Annotated in this window: 18 protein-coding genes; 7 read left to right on the top strand and 11 right to left on the bottom strand. The window is 32.9% G+C overall.

From position 1 onward, the window contains the following. The first annotated feature begins 9 nt into the window (after positions 1 to 9). Entirely contained in the window at positions 10 to 1,473 is a 1,464-nt protein-coding gene (locus tag J8M14_RS16390) for a glutamate synthase subunit beta (protein WP_211075894.1), read from the top strand. 123 nt (positions 1,474 to 1,596) lie between these two features. On the opposite strand, the gene J8M14_RS16385 is transcribed toward J8M14_RS16390, so the two are convergent. Together J8M14_RS16385 and J8M14_RS16380 are read right to left on the bottom strand one after the other, a co-directional pair. Continuing rightward, positions 1,597 to 2,331 (bottom strand): LytTR family DNA-binding domain-containing protein, encoded by a 735-nt coding sequence (locus J8M14_RS16385; RefSeq protein ID WP_211075893.1) that lies wholly within the window; start codon positions 2,329 to 2,331, stop codon positions 1,597 to 1,599. A 10-nt stretch (positions 2,332 to 2,341) separates the two neighbouring features. Further along, on the bottom strand, positions 2,342 to 3,502 hold the full coding sequence (locus J8M14_RS16380; protein WP_211075892.1) for a histidine kinase: 1,161 nt from the start codon (positions 3,500 to 3,502) through the stop codon (positions 2,342 to 2,344). Positions 3,503 to 3,799: 297 nt separating this feature from the next. Here J8M14_RS16380 and J8M14_RS16375 point away from each other — a divergent pair, with 297 nt between their 5' ends. The 5 genes from J8M14_RS16375 (at position 3,800) to J8M14_RS16355 (ending at position 7,544) form a co-directional block, all read left to right on the top strand. Beyond that, a complete protein-coding gene (locus tag J8M14_RS16375; RefSeq protein ID WP_211075891.1) occupies positions 3,800 to 4,687 on the top strand; it encodes a nuclear transport factor 2 family protein in 888 nt (295 codons plus the stop codon). Positions 4,688 to 4,703: 16 nt separating this feature from the next. Then, positions 4,704 to 5,789 (top strand): alpha/beta hydrolase-fold protein, encoded by a 1,086-nt coding sequence (locus J8M14_RS16370; RefSeq protein WP_211075890.1) that lies wholly within the window; start codon positions 4,704 to 4,706, stop codon positions 5,787 to 5,789. A gap of 22 nt (positions 5,790 to 5,811) precedes the next feature. After that, the gene (locus J8M14_RS16365; RefSeq protein ID WP_211075889.1) at positions 5,812 to 6,279 is read left to right on the top strand and encodes a hypothetical protein; all 468 of its coding nucleotides are present in this window, start codon (positions 5,812 to 5,814) and stop codon (positions 6,277 to 6,279) included. A gap of 31 nt (positions 6,280 to 6,310) precedes the next feature. Continuing rightward, positions 6,311 to 7,213, top strand: a complete 903-nt coding sequence (locus tag J8M14_RS16360; RefSeq protein ID WP_211075888.1) for a hypothetical protein — start codon at positions 6,311 to 6,313, stop codon at positions 7,211 to 7,213. Between the two features lie 145 nt (positions 7,214 to 7,358). After that, complete coding sequence (locus tag J8M14_RS16355; protein ID WP_211075887.1) at positions 7,359 to 7,544, top strand: hypothetical protein; 186 nt, start codon at positions 7,359 to 7,361, stop codon at positions 7,542 to 7,544. Positions 7,545 to 7,625: 81 nt separating this feature from the next. Here the strand turns inward: J8M14_RS16355 and J8M14_RS16350 are convergent, their stop codons facing one another. Further along, positions 7,626 to 10,358 carry a M56 family metallopeptidase gene (locus J8M14_RS16350; protein WP_211075886.1) on the bottom strand — a complete coding sequence of 911 codons (2,733 nt, stop codon included), beginning with the start codon at positions 10,356 to 10,358 and terminating at the stop codon, positions 7,626 to 7,628. Further along, positions 10,358 to 10,717: a BlaI/MecI/CopY family transcriptional regulator gene (locus J8M14_RS16345; RefSeq protein ID WP_211075885.1), complete on the bottom strand. Its 360-nt coding sequence runs from the start codon at positions 10,715 to 10,717 to the stop codon at positions 10,358 to 10,360. Before J8M14_RS16345 ends, J8M14_RS16350 begins: the two co-directional genes overlap by 1 nt. A gap of 251 nt (positions 10,718 to 10,968) precedes the next feature. On the opposite strand from J8M14_RS16345, the gene J8M14_RS16340 reads away from it, so the two are divergent. Continuing rightward, positions 10,969 to 12,186, top strand: coding sequence for a hypothetical protein (locus tag J8M14_RS16340; RefSeq protein ID WP_211075884.1), 1,218 nt, complete (start codon positions 10,969 to 10,971; stop codon positions 12,184 to 12,186). A gap of 10 nt (positions 12,187 to 12,196) precedes the next feature. Here the strand turns inward: J8M14_RS16340 and J8M14_RS16335 are convergent, their stop codons facing one another. The 7 genes from J8M14_RS16335 to gldG all read right to left on the bottom strand — a co-directional run bounded on the left by J8M14_RS16335 (position 12,197) and on the right by gldG (position 19,304). After that, positions 12,197 to 13,132, bottom strand: a complete 936-nt coding sequence (locus J8M14_RS16335) for a pyridoxal-phosphate dependent enzyme (protein WP_211075883.1) — start codon at positions 13,130 to 13,132, stop codon at positions 12,197 to 12,199. 32 nt (positions 13,133 to 13,164) lie between these two features. Further along, a complete protein-coding gene (locus J8M14_RS16330) occupies positions 13,165 to 13,806 on the bottom strand; it encodes a fused MFS/spermidine synthase (RefSeq protein ID WP_211075882.1) in 642 nt (213 codons plus the stop codon). A 107-nt stretch (positions 13,807 to 13,913) separates the two neighbouring features. Next, the gene (locus tag J8M14_RS16325; RefSeq protein ID WP_211075881.1) at positions 13,914 to 14,312 is read right to left on the bottom strand and encodes a heme-binding protein; all 399 of its coding nucleotides are present in this window, start codon (positions 14,310 to 14,312) and stop codon (positions 13,914 to 13,916) included. 169 nt (positions 14,313 to 14,481) lie between these two features. Next, positions 14,482 to 15,600, bottom strand: a complete 1,119-nt coding sequence (gene dnaN / locus J8M14_RS16320; RefSeq protein ID WP_211075880.1) for a DNA polymerase III subunit beta — start codon at positions 15,598 to 15,600, stop codon at positions 14,482 to 14,484. Positions 15,601 to 15,728: 128 nt separating this feature from the next. After that, entirely contained in the window at positions 15,729 to 16,307 is a 579-nt protein-coding gene (locus tag J8M14_RS16315) for a DUF1572 family protein (protein ID WP_211075879.1), read from the bottom strand. A 171-nt stretch (positions 16,308 to 16,478) separates the two neighbouring features. Beyond that, positions 16,479 to 16,865: a GNAT family N-acetyltransferase gene (locus tag J8M14_RS16310; RefSeq protein ID WP_348772853.1), complete on the bottom strand. Its 387-nt coding sequence runs from the start codon at positions 16,863 to 16,865 to the stop codon at positions 16,479 to 16,481. 48 nt (positions 16,866 to 16,913) lie between these two features. Further along, positions 16,914 to 19,304, bottom strand: a complete 2,391-nt coding sequence (gldG, locus tag J8M14_RS16305; RefSeq protein WP_211075878.1) for a gliding motility-associated ABC transporter substrate-binding protein GldG — start codon at positions 19,302 to 19,304, stop codon at positions 16,914 to 16,916. Between the last annotated feature and the right edge of the window lie 29 nt (positions 19,305 to 19,333).

Raw genomic sequence — 19,333 nt, 5'->3', positions numbered from 1 at the left:
ATATTGAACATGGGAAAGATAACTGGATTTTTAGAATTTGAGAGAGAAACGGAACAGTACCAGCCTGTTAAAGATCGTATAAAAGATTATAATGAGTTTACGGTAGAAATGCCGGAGAAAAAACTCAAGAATCAGGGAGCGCGTTGTATGGATTGTGGTATTCCATTTTGTCACAGTGGATGTCCATTAGGTAATTTGATTCCTGATTTTAATGATGCCGTATATCGCGGTAAATGGGAGAAGGCGGCAAGTATCTTGCATTCTACTAATAATTTTCCGGAATTTACCGGTAGATTATGTCCTGCTCCTTGTGAAGAAGCTTGTGTTTTAGGAATTAATGAAGATCCTGTAACGATAGAGAATATTGAGAAAAATATTGTAGAGCAAGCTTTTAAGAATGGTTGGGTAAAAGCTAACCCTCCAGCAAGTAGAACAGGAAAAACTGTTGCAGTAATTGGATCTGGACCTGCTGGATTGGCAACCGCGCAACAATTAAACCGCGCAGGACATCTGGTAACGGTTTTTGAAAGAGATGAAAAAGTTGGTGGATTGTTACGTTATGGAATTCCTGATTTTAAGATGGAAAAACATGTAATCGATCGTCGTGTGGCAGTTTTAGAAGAGGAAGGAATTGTTTTTAAAACAAATACTGCTATAGGAAAAGATATCAAAGCGGATCAGCTTAAAACAGATTTTGATGCTGTAGTATTGTGTACAGGAGCTACTGTTCGTCGTAACTTGCCAGTAAAAGGATCTGATCTTAAGGGCGTGGTACAGGCAATGGATTTTCTACCACAGAACAACCGAAGAGTAGACGGAATTAAGGATTTGGGAGAAGAGATTTTGGCAACTGACAAAGATGTGATTGTAATAGGTGGTGGAGATACAGGATCAGATTGTATTGGTACTTCAGTACGTCATGGTGCTACTTCTGTAACCAATTTCGAAATTATGGGAAAAGGTACTACGGAACGTCCGGCTAACCAGCCTTGGCCATTCTGGCCAATGCGTTTGCGTACCAGTTCTTCTCATCAAGAAGGAGTAAAGCGTAATTGGAGTATTTCTACGAAAGAATTTTTAGGAGACGAAAACGGTAACCTTAGAGGACTGATAACTTCTCAAGTAGAATGGGTAAAAGAAAATGGTCGTTTTACTTTAAAAGAAATCCCAGATACTGAGAAAGAGTGGAAGTGTGAGTTAGCTTTATTAGCACTTGGATTTACGGGTTCAGAACCTACTATTGCAGAACAATTAGGGATCGATATGGATGCCAGAACCAATATCAAAGCTACAGAGGATAATTATGCTACTAATGTAAAAGGTGTTTTTGCAGCAGGAGATACACGAAGAGGACAATCATTAATCGTGTGGGCAATTGCCGAAGGTAGACAAGCAGCTCATCACGTAGATACATATTTAATGGGTAGTTCTAATCTACCACTTAAAGGAGAAGGAGATTTACCAAGAATTTAATTAGTTAATGTGATCTAGTATTTAATATTAGGTGTTAATAAAAGGCCGCTAAAAATGGGAGTTAGCGGCCTTTTTATTTTCTTAATCACATATTCATTAAATAGTAGATTATAGTTTGAAAAATTACCGCTTCAGTATTCTATCATTGACTATTTTTTTCATAATGGATGTTCTATAATTACGACCTAACGGAATGTAATGAGAACCAATGATTATTCCTTCTTTTTCAACGGCTTCAATTTTAGGAATACAAACAATAAATGACTTGTGAACTTGCATAAAAATTTCTGAATCTAGTTGTTTAGCTACTTCCTTAAGCGGAATTAAGGATAGGTGCTTCTTTCCATCGGTAGTGTGAAAACCAACATAGTTTTGCATAGACTTGATAAATAGAATATCATCAAAATATATTTTTTTATACGTATTCTCGCATTTTATAAACACATGATCTGGTTTCGAATTCTCTTGATTTTGAGTAACTCCAGGTTTGTTTTGTATCAAAAGATGCTGTTCTTTTACTTTGCAAACTGCTTTAAAAAAACGTGTAAACGTAATAGGCTTTAACAGATAATCCATAACATCCAAATCAAAACCATCCAAAGCATAGTTCGGAAAAGCAGTGGTAATAACTACCATCGGTTTTGATTTCATAGATTTTAAAAATTCAATACCATTCATTCTAGGCATTTGTATGTCTAAAAAAAGAAGATCTGCCTCATGCGAATTTTTAATTTTTGTAATCTCTAAAGGATTGTTACAAGATCCTTGCAGTTCCAGAAAATCCACTTCTTTGATGTAATTAGAAATACATTCTCTGGCTAAAGGCTCGTCATCAATTACAATACATTTTAAAACCATGATCTTCTTTTTAAGATTGTAATGAGGTTACAGGAACAATAGGTTGTTCGGTTAAAACTGGAATTGCATTTAATTGTAATTCAAGCTTTATTTTGTATATCTCTCTAGTTTTTTCAATGAATAGCTCATACTGATCAGGATATACTAGATCCAACCTTCTTTGTACATTTTTTAAACCTATTCCACTGTCCTTCATAAGATCATCAACATTATTTTCGGTGTGTTTAATTACAGTATTCTCTACTTTGAATACAACTTTTTCTTCAGAAAAACGTAAATGTATAGAAATCCAATTTTTTTGATCTTGATTTTGTGATACGTGTTTAAAAGCATTTTCTACAAAAGGCATCAAAATAAAAGGCGCTATAGAAACATCACCATAGATTTGCTCCTCAATGTTAGTAGTAACTTTGACAGTGTTATCAAGTCTGAGTTTTCCTAGCTCAATAAAGTTTTTTAGGTAATTAATTTCCTTATTCAGAGGAATTTTTGCTTCATTACATTCATATAACTGATAACGCATAAGATCCGAAAAATTGGCAAGAGATTCTGAAGCCATATCCGGGTTTTTATGAATCAATACAAAAATCGAATTGATCGTATTGAATAAAAAGTGAGGATTGAATTGAGATCTCAAAAATTTTAGTTCAGTTTCTACCTTTTCCTTTTCTAATAACTGCTGTCTTTGTTGCGATTTAATCCAGTTTTTGGCCAGTTTGATGCTCATTGCTAGTGTCATACTTGCTAATGTAGATGACAAAGGGCTAGATTTTACCAACTTCATAAAAGTTTGATCACCAAATAATTCGGTAACTGTAGCATTAGCAACGTAAGCCGTAACGAAATATCCGGAAGTAATAATTAATACGGTAATTAATATAGTTAAACCGAAAAAAAACAGATAGGTAAGGTATTTTCTTTTCTCTAAATACTTTGGAATCAAATAATATAAATTGAAATAAACAGCCGCCGCCTGAAAAATAAAATAGAATAGAAATTTAGTAGTATATGGCGAAAAGAAAATATTGATTGCAGCTTCTTTAGCACTACCAATCCCAATGGCCCACCACATATAGTGATACACAAACCAAAATAAGAGGTGATGTGCTTTGTACCGGTAGAGACCGACAAGTATCTTAGAACTTTTGATAGTATCCAATGCTATCTGCATAAAACGTATTACTTAAGACTTAGTAAAATAACAAAATAGTTTTTAAACGGATACGATCCCCTTGATTTATTGACGAACATATTCAAATTATTGACGAACCACTCTAGATCCGACTTTATTCAGAATTATAGCTGTAAGTATTAAAATTTTGCGGATCATCAATTGTAGTCTGAGTTTTATCAATTCTAATCATTAATGTCTTTGTTTTCAGAATATTTTAGTTGAAAAACCACTAAAAATGAACCTATGAGATATATTAGAAACCACTTTCTCCTGCTAACTTTAATTTTCGCGAGTATGCAGAGTGTTGTCGCTCAAACGAAATCAATACCTAATGAAATTGAAGCATACCTTAATAAATTCATTGTTGATTATAATAAAGGAATACAGGATGCAGATCCCCAACTTTTTGTAAAGTATTATGATAAAGATATTCGGTTAATGCCGGCTTTTCAAAAAACACTTTTAGGAAAAGAGAACGCAACCATCTATCATAAAGCATTTTTTGATCGATTTGATATTTTGGAATATAAAAGAGGACAGATAGAAACACTGGATTTGGGCGCTCAGCTTTGTGTCTTAGGAACTTTTAGTATGAAAGTTAGGTTGAAGAATTCAGTACAAATAGAAGAACTCAAAGGGAAATACATCGACATCTGGAAGAAAGAAGGAGAATCACTTTCTTTAATTTCAGAAATATGGAATTATAATCATCATACAGACCTAACCGAACACCTAAAATTCGATAACGTTCCTGGTACTGTTCTGGCGTATCAGGGACATCTACCAGTTGACAATGACATACGTTTTGAACTGGCAGCGTTGAATCAATTCATGGAAGAGTTCATTTCACAAGGTGATCATAAAATATGGTCACAACTATATGCGAATGATGTTATTGCAATGTTTAGTTACAAACCAATATATAGAGATAAAAAATCATTGGATACATTTCTGGAAGCACATGTTGCCGAACTACCAATTTTCGAGAAATTAGATATCAGGAACGACCATATTGATGATTTAGGGACATATGTTGTGAATTATGCCAGTCATATAGCCAATTGGCGCAATGACGAATATTCAGGAATAAGCACAGGAAAAGGTATTAAGATTTGGAGAAGAGAACCCAATGGGTCACTTAAAATCATAAGACAAATCGCTACTTACGATTATAACTATTAACCTAATATTCGATAAAATGAAATACTCCATCAAATATTCAACTTTATTATTCAGAGTATCATTGCTATGTTTTCTTATGATATTCTCTATTACTAATACGTATGCCCAGTATACCATAAAAGGAACAATAATTAGTGACACCATAGAATCCAAAATTTTAGCAAATAATAAAATAGACTTAGATACAAAACGAAACATCAAAATTTATCTTCCTCCAGGTTATTCTCAATCAAAAAATAAGTATCCGGTCGTCTATTATTTACATAGCTTATTTGAAAATCCAAATCACATAGTTTCTGATCATAAAACACCAGAAATTATAGATAAAAGTATTTCTGAAAACCGATCCAAAGAGTTCATTTTTGTAGTTGCAGATTTTACATCTCCCACTATAGGAAGTTTTTTCGAAAACTCTAGCACTAGTGGTCATTGGTTAGATTTTATAAGCAAGGAATTGGTAGCATATATTGATCAAAATTATAGAACAATTCCTGATAAGAGTAGTAGGGCTGTTATAGGCCATTTTATGGGTGGGCGAGGAGCATTAGCAGTAGGAATGCAGTATCCCAATATTTTTAGTGTAGTGTATGCACTGCATCCGGTAGCTACAGGTTCTGGTTATCTGCCAAGAGTTTCGTTAGACATTGATTGGCAGAAGATACACGCTGCCAAGTCTTATGAAGATATAAATGAAAATGTGATGGCAAAAATTTTTACCGGTGTTTGTCAAGCATTTTTACCAAACTCTAATAGACCTCCATTGTATTGCGATTTTTTATTCGAAAAGGATGAAAATGGTACATTAAAACTGAACCCAAAAAATGTTAGAAAGGAACAAAAAGGGTTTCATTTAGATGAAAGACTAGATGAATACGCCGATAATTTAAGAAACCTAAAAGCAATTGCATTTGACTGGGCCAGATTTGATCAAACACAGGCACATGTGATTTCTAATCGCAGATTTAGTAAAAAATTAATGGATATAGGTGTGGAGCACATAGGTGAGGAATTTGTTGGAGATCCCTGGAATAAATATTGGGGAGAAGACGGACGTATTGCCAAAAGAGTCCTGCCATTTTTAAACGAGCACCTGAAGTTTTAACTAGCTATTAAATCACAAGAAAATGAAAGTTAGACATCTCTCTGTAGTTATAACAACTATGTTACTATGCATACAATGTAAAAATCATTTAGAAACCAACAATTATTCTAAAGAACAAGATGAAAAATTAGTGCAGATGGTTTTAGAAGTATTGGATGACGTTACCGTATCAACCGAAGATAAAATGGAGGTTTGGGTTGATGATTTAGTTCATATGGCGCCTAATCATTCTGCAATTACTAATAAAACTGAATTGATAGAACATATCAATAACGAAAAGCAATACGGATGTGTCGATATGAAGCACGAAATAGTTGAAATGCATTCTTTTGAAAAGGTTGTGGTGATGCATGGTAAAGTGACAGGGACCTTTTATCCCATTAATAACAATGCATTCAATAGGTTTGAAACCAAAAATCTATTTGTTTTCAGAAGGATGGAAGATAATTCTTTGAAAATCTGGAAAGTGATTTTTAATATGACTTCTTAAACAAAATTCAGAATTTAAAAATAGTAAAATAATGAAGCAATATATATTCTTAGCGATTGTATTAATAACACTATTAGCTTGCGAAAACTCAAAAAGTAATAAAGTTGATAAAGTTGAACAATCAGAAACAGTAGAAGACCTTTTACTTCAATACAATCAAAAAATAAGTAATGCAGCAAAGACAAGATCGTTTGAAACCATACGTGATCTTTATGATCAAGAATCTTTGTTAATGACAGATTACAATCCGCTAATAGTAAATAATGATAATATTAAAATATACTATGATACCATATTTGCCAGACAGAATATCAAAGAATATCATAGGCAAACCGTAGATATTTTAGAATTTACTGACAAAATTATTGAGATAGGATTGTTTACCAAGGTTTTTGAAAACTCAGAAAAATTAGAAGGTAAATATCTTAATGTTTGGAAAAAGAATGTAACCGGAAAACTAACCATACGTGCAGAAGCATTTGGATATTTAAAGCGTATCGATGATCCTACTTTGCTCTTTGTCTCAGAGGCTAGTATCGCTGAACCTAAAGCTATTACAATTCCAAGAGAATTAGATGCCTACTCAACTTTGGGTAAGAGTAACGTATTTGCAAGAATCCCCGAAAAAACCGCTGATGCATATACAGATGATGCAATGTACTTGCCATTTGCAGATACGATTAAAACAGGAAAGTCTGTTTTGTTAGATCACTATAAAGCATATTATCATAATCCGGCAAAAATAGATGCTCTGGAGTTGATGACCTATGCATATGATAAAGTAGGAGATGGTTACATCAAATATGGTGGATTCTATGTAGAATGGACAGCTTCTGGATTTTCCGGAAATGCTGCAGGAACCGGCATTTCATATTGGCGTAGAGAAAAAGATAATTCACTCAGAATACATCGACAAATAGGGTTGCATAAATAACGAAACAACCTTTTTATTGGTTTATGAATATTTGTGGAGTAATATATTAATAATTTGATTTTATAGTTTAAAAAACACCCATTTCGGGTAGGAAAGGAAGTAATCCTATTCTCTAATTTAGCTGCTCAATATTTAAAACAAAGTTATGATAGATTTAAAGGGAATGAAAAAATTGACAAGAAACGAACTTGTTTCATTAAATGGTGGTGGAAGAAATAGGTGTATAAGGAAGTTTCAAAAACAAATTGTAAAAGCTAATAGTCTGAACATGACTGATGACGCTAGAGAAGGAGTTATAGGTATTATTTTAGATCAGATGCTAGCATGCTAGAATACTGTTTATTAATCAAAAAAACCTGCAACTTTCAAAATTGCAGGTTTTTTTGATTGATGAATATGTATTAATTAGTTTTTAAAAATGAATTTTTATTCTGGTTGCTTGCTCAAGCGATATATCTGGATCCTGATCTTTTAAAGATTTTACAAATTCTGGAGTTACATTATGAATTTTAAGACTCATAGCTTGATCCGCTGTAATATTTTTGTATCCTAAATCTTCAAAAGGCTTCACAAACCCTGGAGTTACATTATGAATTTTAAACGATATAATATCATCTAATGGAAGATTGCCAAACCGAGTCTTCTTAAATTCTTTTATGAATTCTGGTGATACGTTATGAATCTTTAGAGACATTAGATCGTCTATAGTAAGGTTGTTATATCCAATTTTAGTATATGCTGAAGCTGTGTCGGGAGAAACATTATGAATTTTTAAAGACATAGCATCTTCTAAGGAAATGTTCTTATATCCTGCCTTTTTGAAAGTATCAATAAAATCTGGTGTTACATTATGAATTTTTAATCCTACGACATCATCTAAAGGAATGTTTTTGTATCCTGCATTGTGATATCTTTTTATGAATTCTGGTGTTACATTATGAATTTTAAGAGAGATGATATCATCTACTTCAATATTTTCATACCCAAGGGCTTTAAATGCTTTTATGAAATCATTGGGTGTTTGCTGAGTTTCTTGATAGCCTTTTCCTGAGTTACTAGTAGAGCTAGAAGAATAACCAGAAGTTGCTTTAACTTGACCTGGAGTTACATTGTGAATTTTTAACTTAATCGCCTCTTTTAATGAAAGATTAGTTTGTCCGGCATTTTTGTATGATGTAATGAGTTCCGCAGTTACATTATGAATTTTCAGTTTTTTCGCTTCCTGTAGTGTTATGTTTGGGTATCCTATTTTTTTAAAGCTGTTAATGTATCCTGGTGTAACATTATGAATTTTTAATTCTTTGGCTTCTTTAAGTGTAATATTATTATATCCGATACTTTTCCAAGACTGAATGTATTTTGGTGATACATTATGGATTTTTAGATTCTTAGCGTCTTTTACAGAGATATTTGTATATCCTTCTTTCTTAAAAGATGCTATATAATCCGGAGTTACATTATGAATTTTTAGCTTCATATAATCATCCAGGGACATGCTACCATAACCATTGTCTTTGTATGAGTTGATAAACTCTGGAGTGAGATTATGAATTTTGGCTTTGGTGATTTTCTTCAATGATGTTTTGGAACTGTTAACTTTATTGATAAAAGAGATATAAGCAACATCAACATCAAATAGATTAAGCTTTGCAACTTCTTCCATAGTATAACTGTTGTACCCTAACCTGGCTAACTCTTTTCGGTATATTTTTAGTTTATCAAGAGATAATGATTTATGAATAATATCTTCAAAATCATCTTGATTTATGGAAAGGTTTTCTTTTTTTAGATAGGCAAGGTATGTAGTATCAAAATCAGTTAAGAAGCAATGTGCTAAGTCATTGTTATCAGCGTTTAAACCATAGTTTTTCAAAGAAGTGATAAAATTAGTATTAGGAGTAAATGTATATCGCCCGTCACCAATTTTGCCATCAAACTCACCAATGAGTGTCATGGTACCAGCATCTCTGGTGATCTCTAACTTTTGTTTATCTCCTTTTGGGAAATTGGCAAAAAACGAAGGATCATAACATCTTGTCGTAGACCAGAAATTTCTTTTCAGAGGTTCTGCACTTCTAAACATTATACATAATTTTCCGCCACCAACTTCAGCATCCCAAACCCCTCTGGTAAAATCTCCATCGGCTTCAGAAACTATATTTTGTTTTTCAGGGTTTAGGATCATGTTTTCGGGTTCTTTTTCATTAGCTACTACAAGAGAGGTACTTGGTTTAACCGGATTAAAAGAAAATACCGTAAGTGCTAGTAATGGAATAATGATTAGGTATTTCCATCCTGATTTTGCTGTCGATTTTTTAGAATTCATCATAAGTATTCGTTTTTTGAGAAATGATTGATTGTAACTTGTTGCCAAGCCTGTAGGCATATTAGGAGTTGAGACTTTTAAAAGATTCATTTGATAGACCTCTTTATCCTCACCAATAGTAAGCATACTTTCATCGGTCAAATATTCAAGATTGTTATCAATAGCTTTTCGATATAACCAAGCAAAAGGATTGAACCATTGTAACATCACTAAACACTCAACTAAAAGCATATCAATACTGTGTTTTCCTTTGATATGCATTTGTTCATGTTTTAGAATCTGCAAATAAGTGTCTGGGTTATATTGGCTGGGATTCATGAATATTCGATTCCAGAAAGAGTAGGGGGCATGTTTTTTATTGGTTTCGATGATTTTATAGTCATCAACTTCTATAGTTGGATATTTTATGATTCGGTATAATAAAACTCCTAATTGGATTAGAAAATGTACACCGAATACCATAATTCCTAATACATAAATGTATACAAGGATTGTTTTCCAATCTAAATTAGTACTGATATGGCTTGTAGTAATTGATGGTGAATCATTAGTTGATACTTCATCAATAACTGCAGTATTTTGAGGAGTTTCTATAACTGAAACTGGTGGACTCTTTGTTATAACAGTTGATTCCTCAACTACCACACTTTTAAAGGACAAACTTTCTGGGATAGTTATAAACGGTAAAGTAAAGGAGAGCACAATTAAAGATAAAAGAACCCATCTATTTAAATGGTAAAAAGTTTCTTTCGAAAGGAAAAACTTATATACAATATATGATAATCCTATTAAGGCTGAGCTATGAATGATATAATCCATTACTTTTTGTTTTTTATCAATTGAATGATTTCTTCTAATTCTTGTGTATTGATTTTTTCTTCCTTAGCAAAGAACTTTACCAAAGCCATAGGAGAGTTGTCAAAGTAATTATTAACTACTTCTCCTAATACCTCTTTCTGATATTCATCCTTAGAGACTAGTGGGTAATACTGAAAACTATTTCCATAAGCTACGTGACTAATAAAACCTTTTTCTTCTAAGATTTTAACAATAGTGGCAGTTGTATTATAATGTGGTTTTGGTTCTGGGAGTTCTTCAATAATTTCTTTTATGAAAGCTTTGTCGAGCTTCCATAAACTTTGCATGATTTGTTCTTCTCTTTTGGCTAACTTTTGCATTATATCAATTTTACAAAACAAACATACTACTAATATTTTAGTTTTACAACTAATTTATTAGTATTTTAACTAATTGATTAGTTTTAAGGTTTGTAATGTTTATATTGATGGTTAATAATTTAGAAATGACACAAACATTTTTTAAATTGTATGCATATTAACCAACTCTTTACATAATGGTACCTACTCTTGCTCAACAACTGCAGCCCTGTGCAATAAATTTTGAGACTTTACATAAGAATTATCATCCTATGCTTTCATTAGTCAATGAATTGATAGGAGTAATACCTAATGCTGATCCCATCCTTGAAATTTGGCCTACAGGATTCAGAACATATAATATTTTGGTCCCTAATTTGTTGGGTTTACCTAATTCTTTATGGAAAGGAAAATTATTGAAACAATTAATGGGATTAGCAATGTATACAGCTAGTAAAGAAGCAGGCTGTCAATACTGTACAGCACATTGTTGTTCTTTTGCCCTGCGTAGAGGCTTGGATTCAAAAGTTATTTCTGGTGAGCGTGAGTATACAGAATTAGAAGAAGCAGTAGTAAGTCTAGCCAAAGGAATGTCAACAATTCCTTCTCAATTAACTAAAGAAAATTATAGTAAGTTGACTTCTTACTTGACTGGGGAAGAAATAGATAAAATAATATTTTCTATTGGTTTAATGGGGTTCCTGAATAAATTTATGGATGCTGTGGGAATTGAACTTGAAACAGGTTCTATACAAGATGTAGGTAAGCTGCTATTATCGATTGGTTGGGATCCCGGAAAACATAGTGAATCGAATATTGATTTATCTGAGATTAATACAAAACCAATAAAAAAAGATAATTTTCTAACCTACTTGCGTATTCTTAGATATGCTCCCTGGGCTGTTATGATGGAAAAACGTTGGACCAAAGGTGTGCCGGATAATTATGAACAATCAAAGGTATACCTTGAAAAATATACAGGATATACTTTTCCTTTTTTGAAAAACATAAAAAGTAAACGAGTTATTAAGACATTGACCTTTGTATTGAAAAGTAACCTTGATCCGGTAACAACTGAATTAGGTTTAAGGGTTAAATATCTTTCCAGTCTTGTGTACTATTTGACAATTCAAAACAAAGCACTTGCCAAAGAAGCTGAAGTGATTATTTTAAAATTAATCCCGGATATTGGAATAGACACTTTAGAGGGTATAAAAAGAATAGGAAGACAAGCTACTCCAATTGATACATCATCCTGCAAAAAATTGCTTACCAATTTATTTTCTAATACTTGTCTAACCAAAGAAGAAGCTGCAACCATAATGTTAACAAAGGCAATATCCAATAGTCCTGCGGAAATTAATGACTCTATCATTAAAGAAGTTATACCATCTATGAAACCTGATAGTGTGGTAGAATTAGGGGTATGGATATCTATACAACAATTATTACATAGATTGAGCGTATATTTTAACGTGATAAATGGTTGAAGTGTTTTTTTTAAAATGGTAAATTACCCAAATCAACGTTTCCACCAGAGAGAATTATTCCAATTTTTTTATCTTGAAAATGTTCTTTTTCTCTTAATAAAGCAGCAAAAGGAACAGCGCAAGAAGGTTCTATAATAATTTTCATGCGTTCCCAAATCAATCGCATAGCCGATATAATTTCTTTTTCATCTACCCGGATAATTTCTGAGACATATTTTTGTATGATAGGAAAGGTAAGATCACCCAATGGCATTTTCAGTCCATCAGCGGCTGTATTAGTAGTTTCATTAATTTCTAGTTTACCGCTTTGTACTGCTCGATACGCATCATCAACTTCAAAAGGTTCTCCACCAATGACTTTACAGTTGTTGCCAAAAAAGTGTGCTGCCAGTGCCGTACCAGCGATTAAACCGCCTCCACCCACAGGAGCGAATATATATTTCAAATCAGGATAATCTTCTAATAACTCTAAAGCTGCAGTACCTTGTCCTAATATAACATTATGGTCGTTATAAGGATGTAAGAAAGTTGCTCCTTTTTCAGTTTGAATCCTATTTGCTGTTTCTTCGCGATCTTTATGAGTAGGAGGACACTCTATAATATGTCCGCCGTAATCAGCTACCGCATCTTTTTTCACCTGAGGAGCGTTTGATGGCATCACAATGTATGCTTTAACTCCTAAACTCTGAGCGGCAAGTGATAGGGCTTGTGCAAAATTACCCGAAGAGTGTGTAACGACACCTTTAGCTTTTTGCTCATCAGATAATTGAAGAATAGCGTGTGTGGCACCACGCATTTTAAACGCCCCCATTCGCTGAAAGTTTTCACATTTGAAATACAGTTTTGCTCCTGCAATTTCATTGAGAAGTCTGGAGGTTAACACCGGTGTTCTATGAATATAAGATGCTATGGTTTGGGCAGTACCAGTAAGACTTTTTGCGTTCATAAGTACGGTAGTAAAAATCACTCACGAAGATACTATTTTTTTCTTCCGATAAGCAGGGTGTTTGTCCCGTGAACATTATCGTGTAGATGAAATTCTATCTCTTTAGGGTAATTTGCTATGAGAGATTGTAGATCAGAATCGTCATCCAGTTGAATACCTGCATTAAAAAGCACATTCCCTTTTGGTTTCATTAATTTAATAAGTTGATCCCAAAATTCAATTTTGTAGAATTCTTCAGGTACTTTTAGATCAATAAAGAGATCCATGATGATCAGGTCATAAGTGTTTTTACAATTAATTACAAAACGATGTGCATCTTCAGCAATAATCTTTAAGTTTTTATTTTCTGTGATATAGAATTCATCTTTTGCCAATTGAATAATTATCGGATCAATTTCTATGGCAGTAATATGACCCCTGTGGTTATATCTATTTCTTAATGTATCTATAACACTTCCTCCACCCATTCCTAACAAAAGGATGCTTGCTTTACTATCAAAGTATATTTTAGATAATCCATAATCTAAAACCCGCTGTAACGAACCGTAAGAATAATTGGCTGTTTCACTATCCAACACCTTTTTACCATTCATCCAGGTAATTTCCAACGTTCCGTTAATTTTAGACTGAATTTTTTTGGTAAGTGGCCAAATGTAACTAACGATTTTTTTCATATTTCTGGTGTTGCTAGTAGCCATGAATGGGAGTAAAACTACTATTAAAAAACGTGTAGATTATGCTATATAAAATCTTGATAATCCACACGTTTTATATAAAATCGTTACAATGCTGTAGCGCCAGCTTCTGCCACCGCATGATCATTCTCTACAGTACTACCACTTACTCCAATAGCACCGATGATTTCACCGTTTCCATTTTTGATAGGTACCCCACCAGGGAATGTTATTAGACCTCCGTTAGAATGTTCTATATTATATAAAGAGCCTCCAGGTTGAGATAGTTCTCCAATAGTACCAGTATTCATATCAAAGAAACGAGCTGTTTTTGCTTTCTTCAATGATATGTCAGCTGAACCTAACCAAGCTCCATCCATTCTGGCAAAAGCCAAAAGATTAGCTCCTGCATCTACTACAGAGATATTCATTTTAGTGTCTAAAGCAATTGACTTTTTTTTGGCAGCAGCTATAATTTTTTCTGCTTGTTCTAAAGAGATTTTCATGTGTAAATATATTATGTTGGTTTAATTTGTTATTATTTGTTTTCTAAGTCAAAGAAAGGGTTTGTGCAAGGCAATATAATTGTTTTAGATATTTAACAATTTAAGCATAAAAAACAAATCCAACTACTGCAAAGTGGTTGGATTTATATATCATATTTAATGCTTAATATTAGCTATTCAGCATCACAGGCATTACTAGCATTGTTACATTTTCGCCTTCATCTAAACCATCGATTGGAGTCAATATCCCGGCACGGTTTGGTAACGACATTTCTAATTGTACCTCATCCGCACTTAGGTTGTTTAACATCTCGCTTAAGAAACGAGAGTTAAAACCAATTTGCATGTCATCGCCTTGATAATCACAGGTTAATCTTTCTTCTGCTTTGTTAGAATAATCAATATCCTCTGCAGAGATATTTAATTCTGCTCCGGCAACTTTAAGACGGATCTGATGTGTAGTTTTGTTAGAGAAAATAGAAACCCTACGCACTGAGTTTGAAAACTGAGTACGAGCAATGGTTAGTTTATTAGGATTTTCTTTTGGGATTACAGCTTCATAGTTTGGATATTTTCCATCAATTAATCTACAGATTAACTGAGTTTCATCAAAAGTGAATTTAGCGTTAGACTCATTATACTCAATAGTAACTTCACTATCACTTCCAGCTAAAATTCCTTTTAGCAGATTTAGAGGTTTCTTTGGCATAATAAATTCTGCCGCCTGAGAAGCTTTTACATCTTCTCTGGAATATTTCACCAATTTATGAGCATCTGTAGCAACAAAAGTTAAACCCTCTGTAGAGAATTGAAAAAACACACCGCTCATCACAGGTCTTAAATCATCATTACCAGTTGCGAAAATGGTTTTTCCAATTGCTGTAGCCAAAATATCACCAAGTATGTTTGTGGAACTAGGATCTTCTAACTCTACGGCTTTAGGAAATTCTTCTCCATCAGCATATGCCAAAGCATATTTACCGTGATTAGAACTAATCTCTACAGTATTACTATCTCCTGCAACAAAAGTTAAAGGCTGTTCCGGAAAGGTTTTTAGTGTTTCTAATAATAGTTTTGCCGGTACCGCAATTACTCCTTGATCAGAAGATTCTACTTCTAATTTGGCAGACATTGTAGTTTCTAAATCTGATGCAGAAACCATTAATGTGTTATTGTCTAATTCGAATAGGAAGTTATCTAAAATAGGTAAAGTATTACTATTGCTAATAACACCACCTAATACCTGAAGTTGTTTTAGTAAGTAAGAACTAGATACTATAAATTTCATATGTGTGTGACTCGTTTATGTACAGTTTAGGCAAATATAATTGTAATCTATTAGGATTTTGTTATGCCAAAAACGTTAGTTATTAACAAACCATAAGGAGTTATTGACTATATGAATGAATTAAGAAATTAAGATTTATGAGGATCATACATAAGATCGTCTGTATAGTGCGCTTTATGTTTTGGTTGGGCAAATCTTTTTTTGTTATATGTTGCAGATTCTCCTTTAGGAATTGATAAACTTTGCCATTTATTATCCTGAATCATTTTTCCGATAAAGATAATTTGACCTATGTGGTATGGATAATGTGCTAGTTGACGGTTAACAGCATCCTGGATACTATGTTCTACATTTCTAATATAGATCGGTTGATTAAAATTAGTATCGTTAACGCTATCTAAAGCGTCAAACAAACACTGCCATCCTTCGTTCCATTTTTGTAATACTTCTGCTCTGGATTTGATATCATTTTCAAATTCTGCATCACGCTTTCTCCAAGTCTTTTCTCCATCTTCAGTAAGGAAATTTGTCCATCGCGACATCATATTTCCCCAAAGGTGTTTTACAATCATAGCTATGCTATTGCTTGTGTCATTGTATTGCCAGAATATTTGTTCATCAGTTAGTGTGTCAAAAGTTTTTTCAGCAATAGATTTATAATATAAAAACTGCTTTTTTGTACCCTTTATATATTCAGTTGAATTCATTTATAGAAGTTTATAATAAAGATACGACAATCCACTTTATGATACCTGTAGTTTGTACAATAATAAATCTTCGTCATCATCAGGAAAATTTATAACATTTATATACTGAAGCCCTAATTTTTCTATTAATTTTTGAGAAGCTACATTCTCTTTAATCGTAATGGCGCTTATTCACTTTATTCTAAAAATATTAATCCCTACTTCTAATATTTTACTGGCGCTTTCGAAGGCGTAACCTTTTTTCTCATATTGTGGAAGAAAAGCAAATCCAATATCAATCCCATCCAATCCATCTCTATCATATAACCCACAAGTACCTAATTTAACCCCATCAGATTTTCTAATTACAGTATAATTTGAATAGCCAAGCTTTTTTAATTGAGGAGTCATTTTACTTTTAATATATTCAATAGCATCATCTATTGACTTAACATCTCTATCTCCAATGTTTTTTATCCATTTAGGAGTATTAAACAATTCTACTATAAATGAGGCGTCCTCTTCAGAAGTTGGTTTAAGTAGTAGCCTTTCTGTTTCAAATGACTGATACTCTTTCATAAAATTTCTATTTAACTTGTTAAAAATAAAAATTAGACAGAAATGTCATTATTTCTGATATTTTCGCTTTCTTAGAAACGAAAATATAAATCCAAAAATTCCAAGAATTAGTAGGGGGGACAAAATATTTATTACTTGCCAAAAAGTTCTATTATTGACCACCTTTTCGATATTCAAAAATGGAATATTAATTTCTTTACCTCGTACTGCTATCAAACCGGAATCGTCAAGAAGATAATTTATCGTATTGAGTAAGAATTCTTTATTTCCATATTTGATATTGAGATATGGATCAAGTCCTAATTCGATTGGTTTTCCTTTTCGAGTACCATTTTTGATAATATCTCCATCGGCAACAACAACCATTTTGGTGTTTAAGCTATTGTCTTTTTGATTTTCAATAGATAATGGTTTAATGCGATCTTTGTATACAGATTTAAAACTACCTTCCAGTAACACCGCAAGATTTTGTGACCCCTGATTATAACTATTTATATCTGGTTTCTCATGAATTACTCCTAATCGTACAGGTTTTGGAACACCTTCAATCTTAGTTCTTTCAGAACTTGTTAGTAAAATTGTTTTTTTGATATCGTTCTTAAGAGTATCTATTTGATTTGAAAATTCAAACCGTACAGACTCTGTGTTCTTTACAATAGGGTGATTGGTATTATTTTGAGTCAAAGAAGCATAAAACCATTTATACGGAGTGAATTGAGTATTATCACCTCGTCCTGAAGCTAAAACCAAAGGAGCTGAATATAGATCATTTATGAGAACAGGATTAATACGAACACCATAAGAAAATAAAGCATCTCCTAGTCTTAAATCTCTTATAGTGGCCAGAGAAACACCTTCTGGATTAAATAAACTATCAATCTCCATAGCTACAGATTCTACTAACCAGAGAGATTTACCACCATCCATGATAAACTGATCAAGAACGTATTTTTCTTTCTCAGTAAAAGCTTCTGTAGGTTTTGCATTGATGATCATATCAAATTTTTGTAAACCTTCTAGTGTTTTAGAGGGGTTAGTAGCTACAGAATCTAAAGTAAATGCTCCAACAAAGTAATATTCCTGAAGTGTTTTAATAAAGTCAGCAATCTTAACATCTGGTAATTGACCATTACCTTTTAAAACTGCAATTTTATGTTTTTTAGGATGAATTAATTTTTTTAAACCATCGGCAAAAGTATATTCTAATTGTTGAATAGAATTGTTGACCCGCTCTTCTGAAGTAGCACCCATAGTGTTTTTGACTAAAGGAATTTTGACGCTTCTATTCTGATAATTCATAATTGCCCAGGGAACAACGGTTTCAATCTCTGTTTTACCGCTTTCCTGAACGCTAACCTCCATAGGAGTTAAACCAAATTTTTGTAATTCTTGTATGGTTTCTCTTCTGAACTCTTCCTCTTCCAGAGGATTAGTAAAAACATACTGCACATTTGGATTAATGGCATTGAATTCTTCGAGTAATTGTTTAGTTTCAACCTGTAATTTTCTAAATTCTGAAGGAAAATCACCTTCTAATAACACATCGATTGCAATTCGGACTTCAGCTTCGAGGATTAGGTTTTCTGTTGCCTCAGAAAGTGTAAATCTTTTATCATTAGTAAGGTCAAATCGGTCATATACAGAGTTGCCTATCAAATTTATAATAACAACTCCTATAACCACAATACCTAAAGGTCTAAGTTTTTGTTTTGCATTGCCTTTTCTGAGGATTATAACAGTTAATGAAACAAAAAGTGCAATAATGCTCAGAAAATATAAGACATCACGAGTATCTATTACGCCTTGACTTATACGTTCATAATGTAACTTCATTCCTAGTTGTTCTAGAAAATAGTCTGATGACCCAAATAAGGAATAATTAGCTAAACCGCTAAATCCATAATAAACTAAAAAACATAAGAATAGTGCAGTAAGAAAAGCTACAATTTGATTATTAGTTATTGAAGAAGCAAAGATCCCTATAGATACATAGGCTGCGCATAGCAGTAATAGTGAAATATAAGACCCAAAAGTACTTCCAATATCCAGATTACCTTCAGTATTTCCTAATTGATATATAGTGATGATATATAATATTGAAGGTAACAATGCCATTAAAATTAAAAGTAGAGCACCCAAATATTTTCCAAAAATAAGCTGCCAATGTTGTATTGGTTTTGTTAATAACAATTCTAAAGTTCCTTGTTTCTTCTCCTCAGAAATGCTTCGCATCGTTACTGCCGGGATCAAAAACAATAGAATCCACGGTGCAATCTGAAAGAAAGGGGAAAGGTCTGCAAAACCGCTATCCAGAATATTAAATTGCCCTTTGAACACCCACAAAAATAAACCGCTAAGAATTAGAAAAATGGCAATAACCAGATATCCAACAGCTGATGAAAAAAAAGTATTGATCTCTTTTCGTATGATTGCTAACATTCTTTTTTGAAATTATATGGTAAAAATGA

Origin of the sequence: Aquimarina sp. MMG016 (genome assembly GCF_018100805.1) — a bacterium.
GTDB lineage: Bacteria > Bacteroidota > Bacteroidia > Flavobacteriales > Flavobacteriaceae > Aquimarina.
This window is presented reverse-complemented; position numbering and strand designations above follow the sequence as displayed.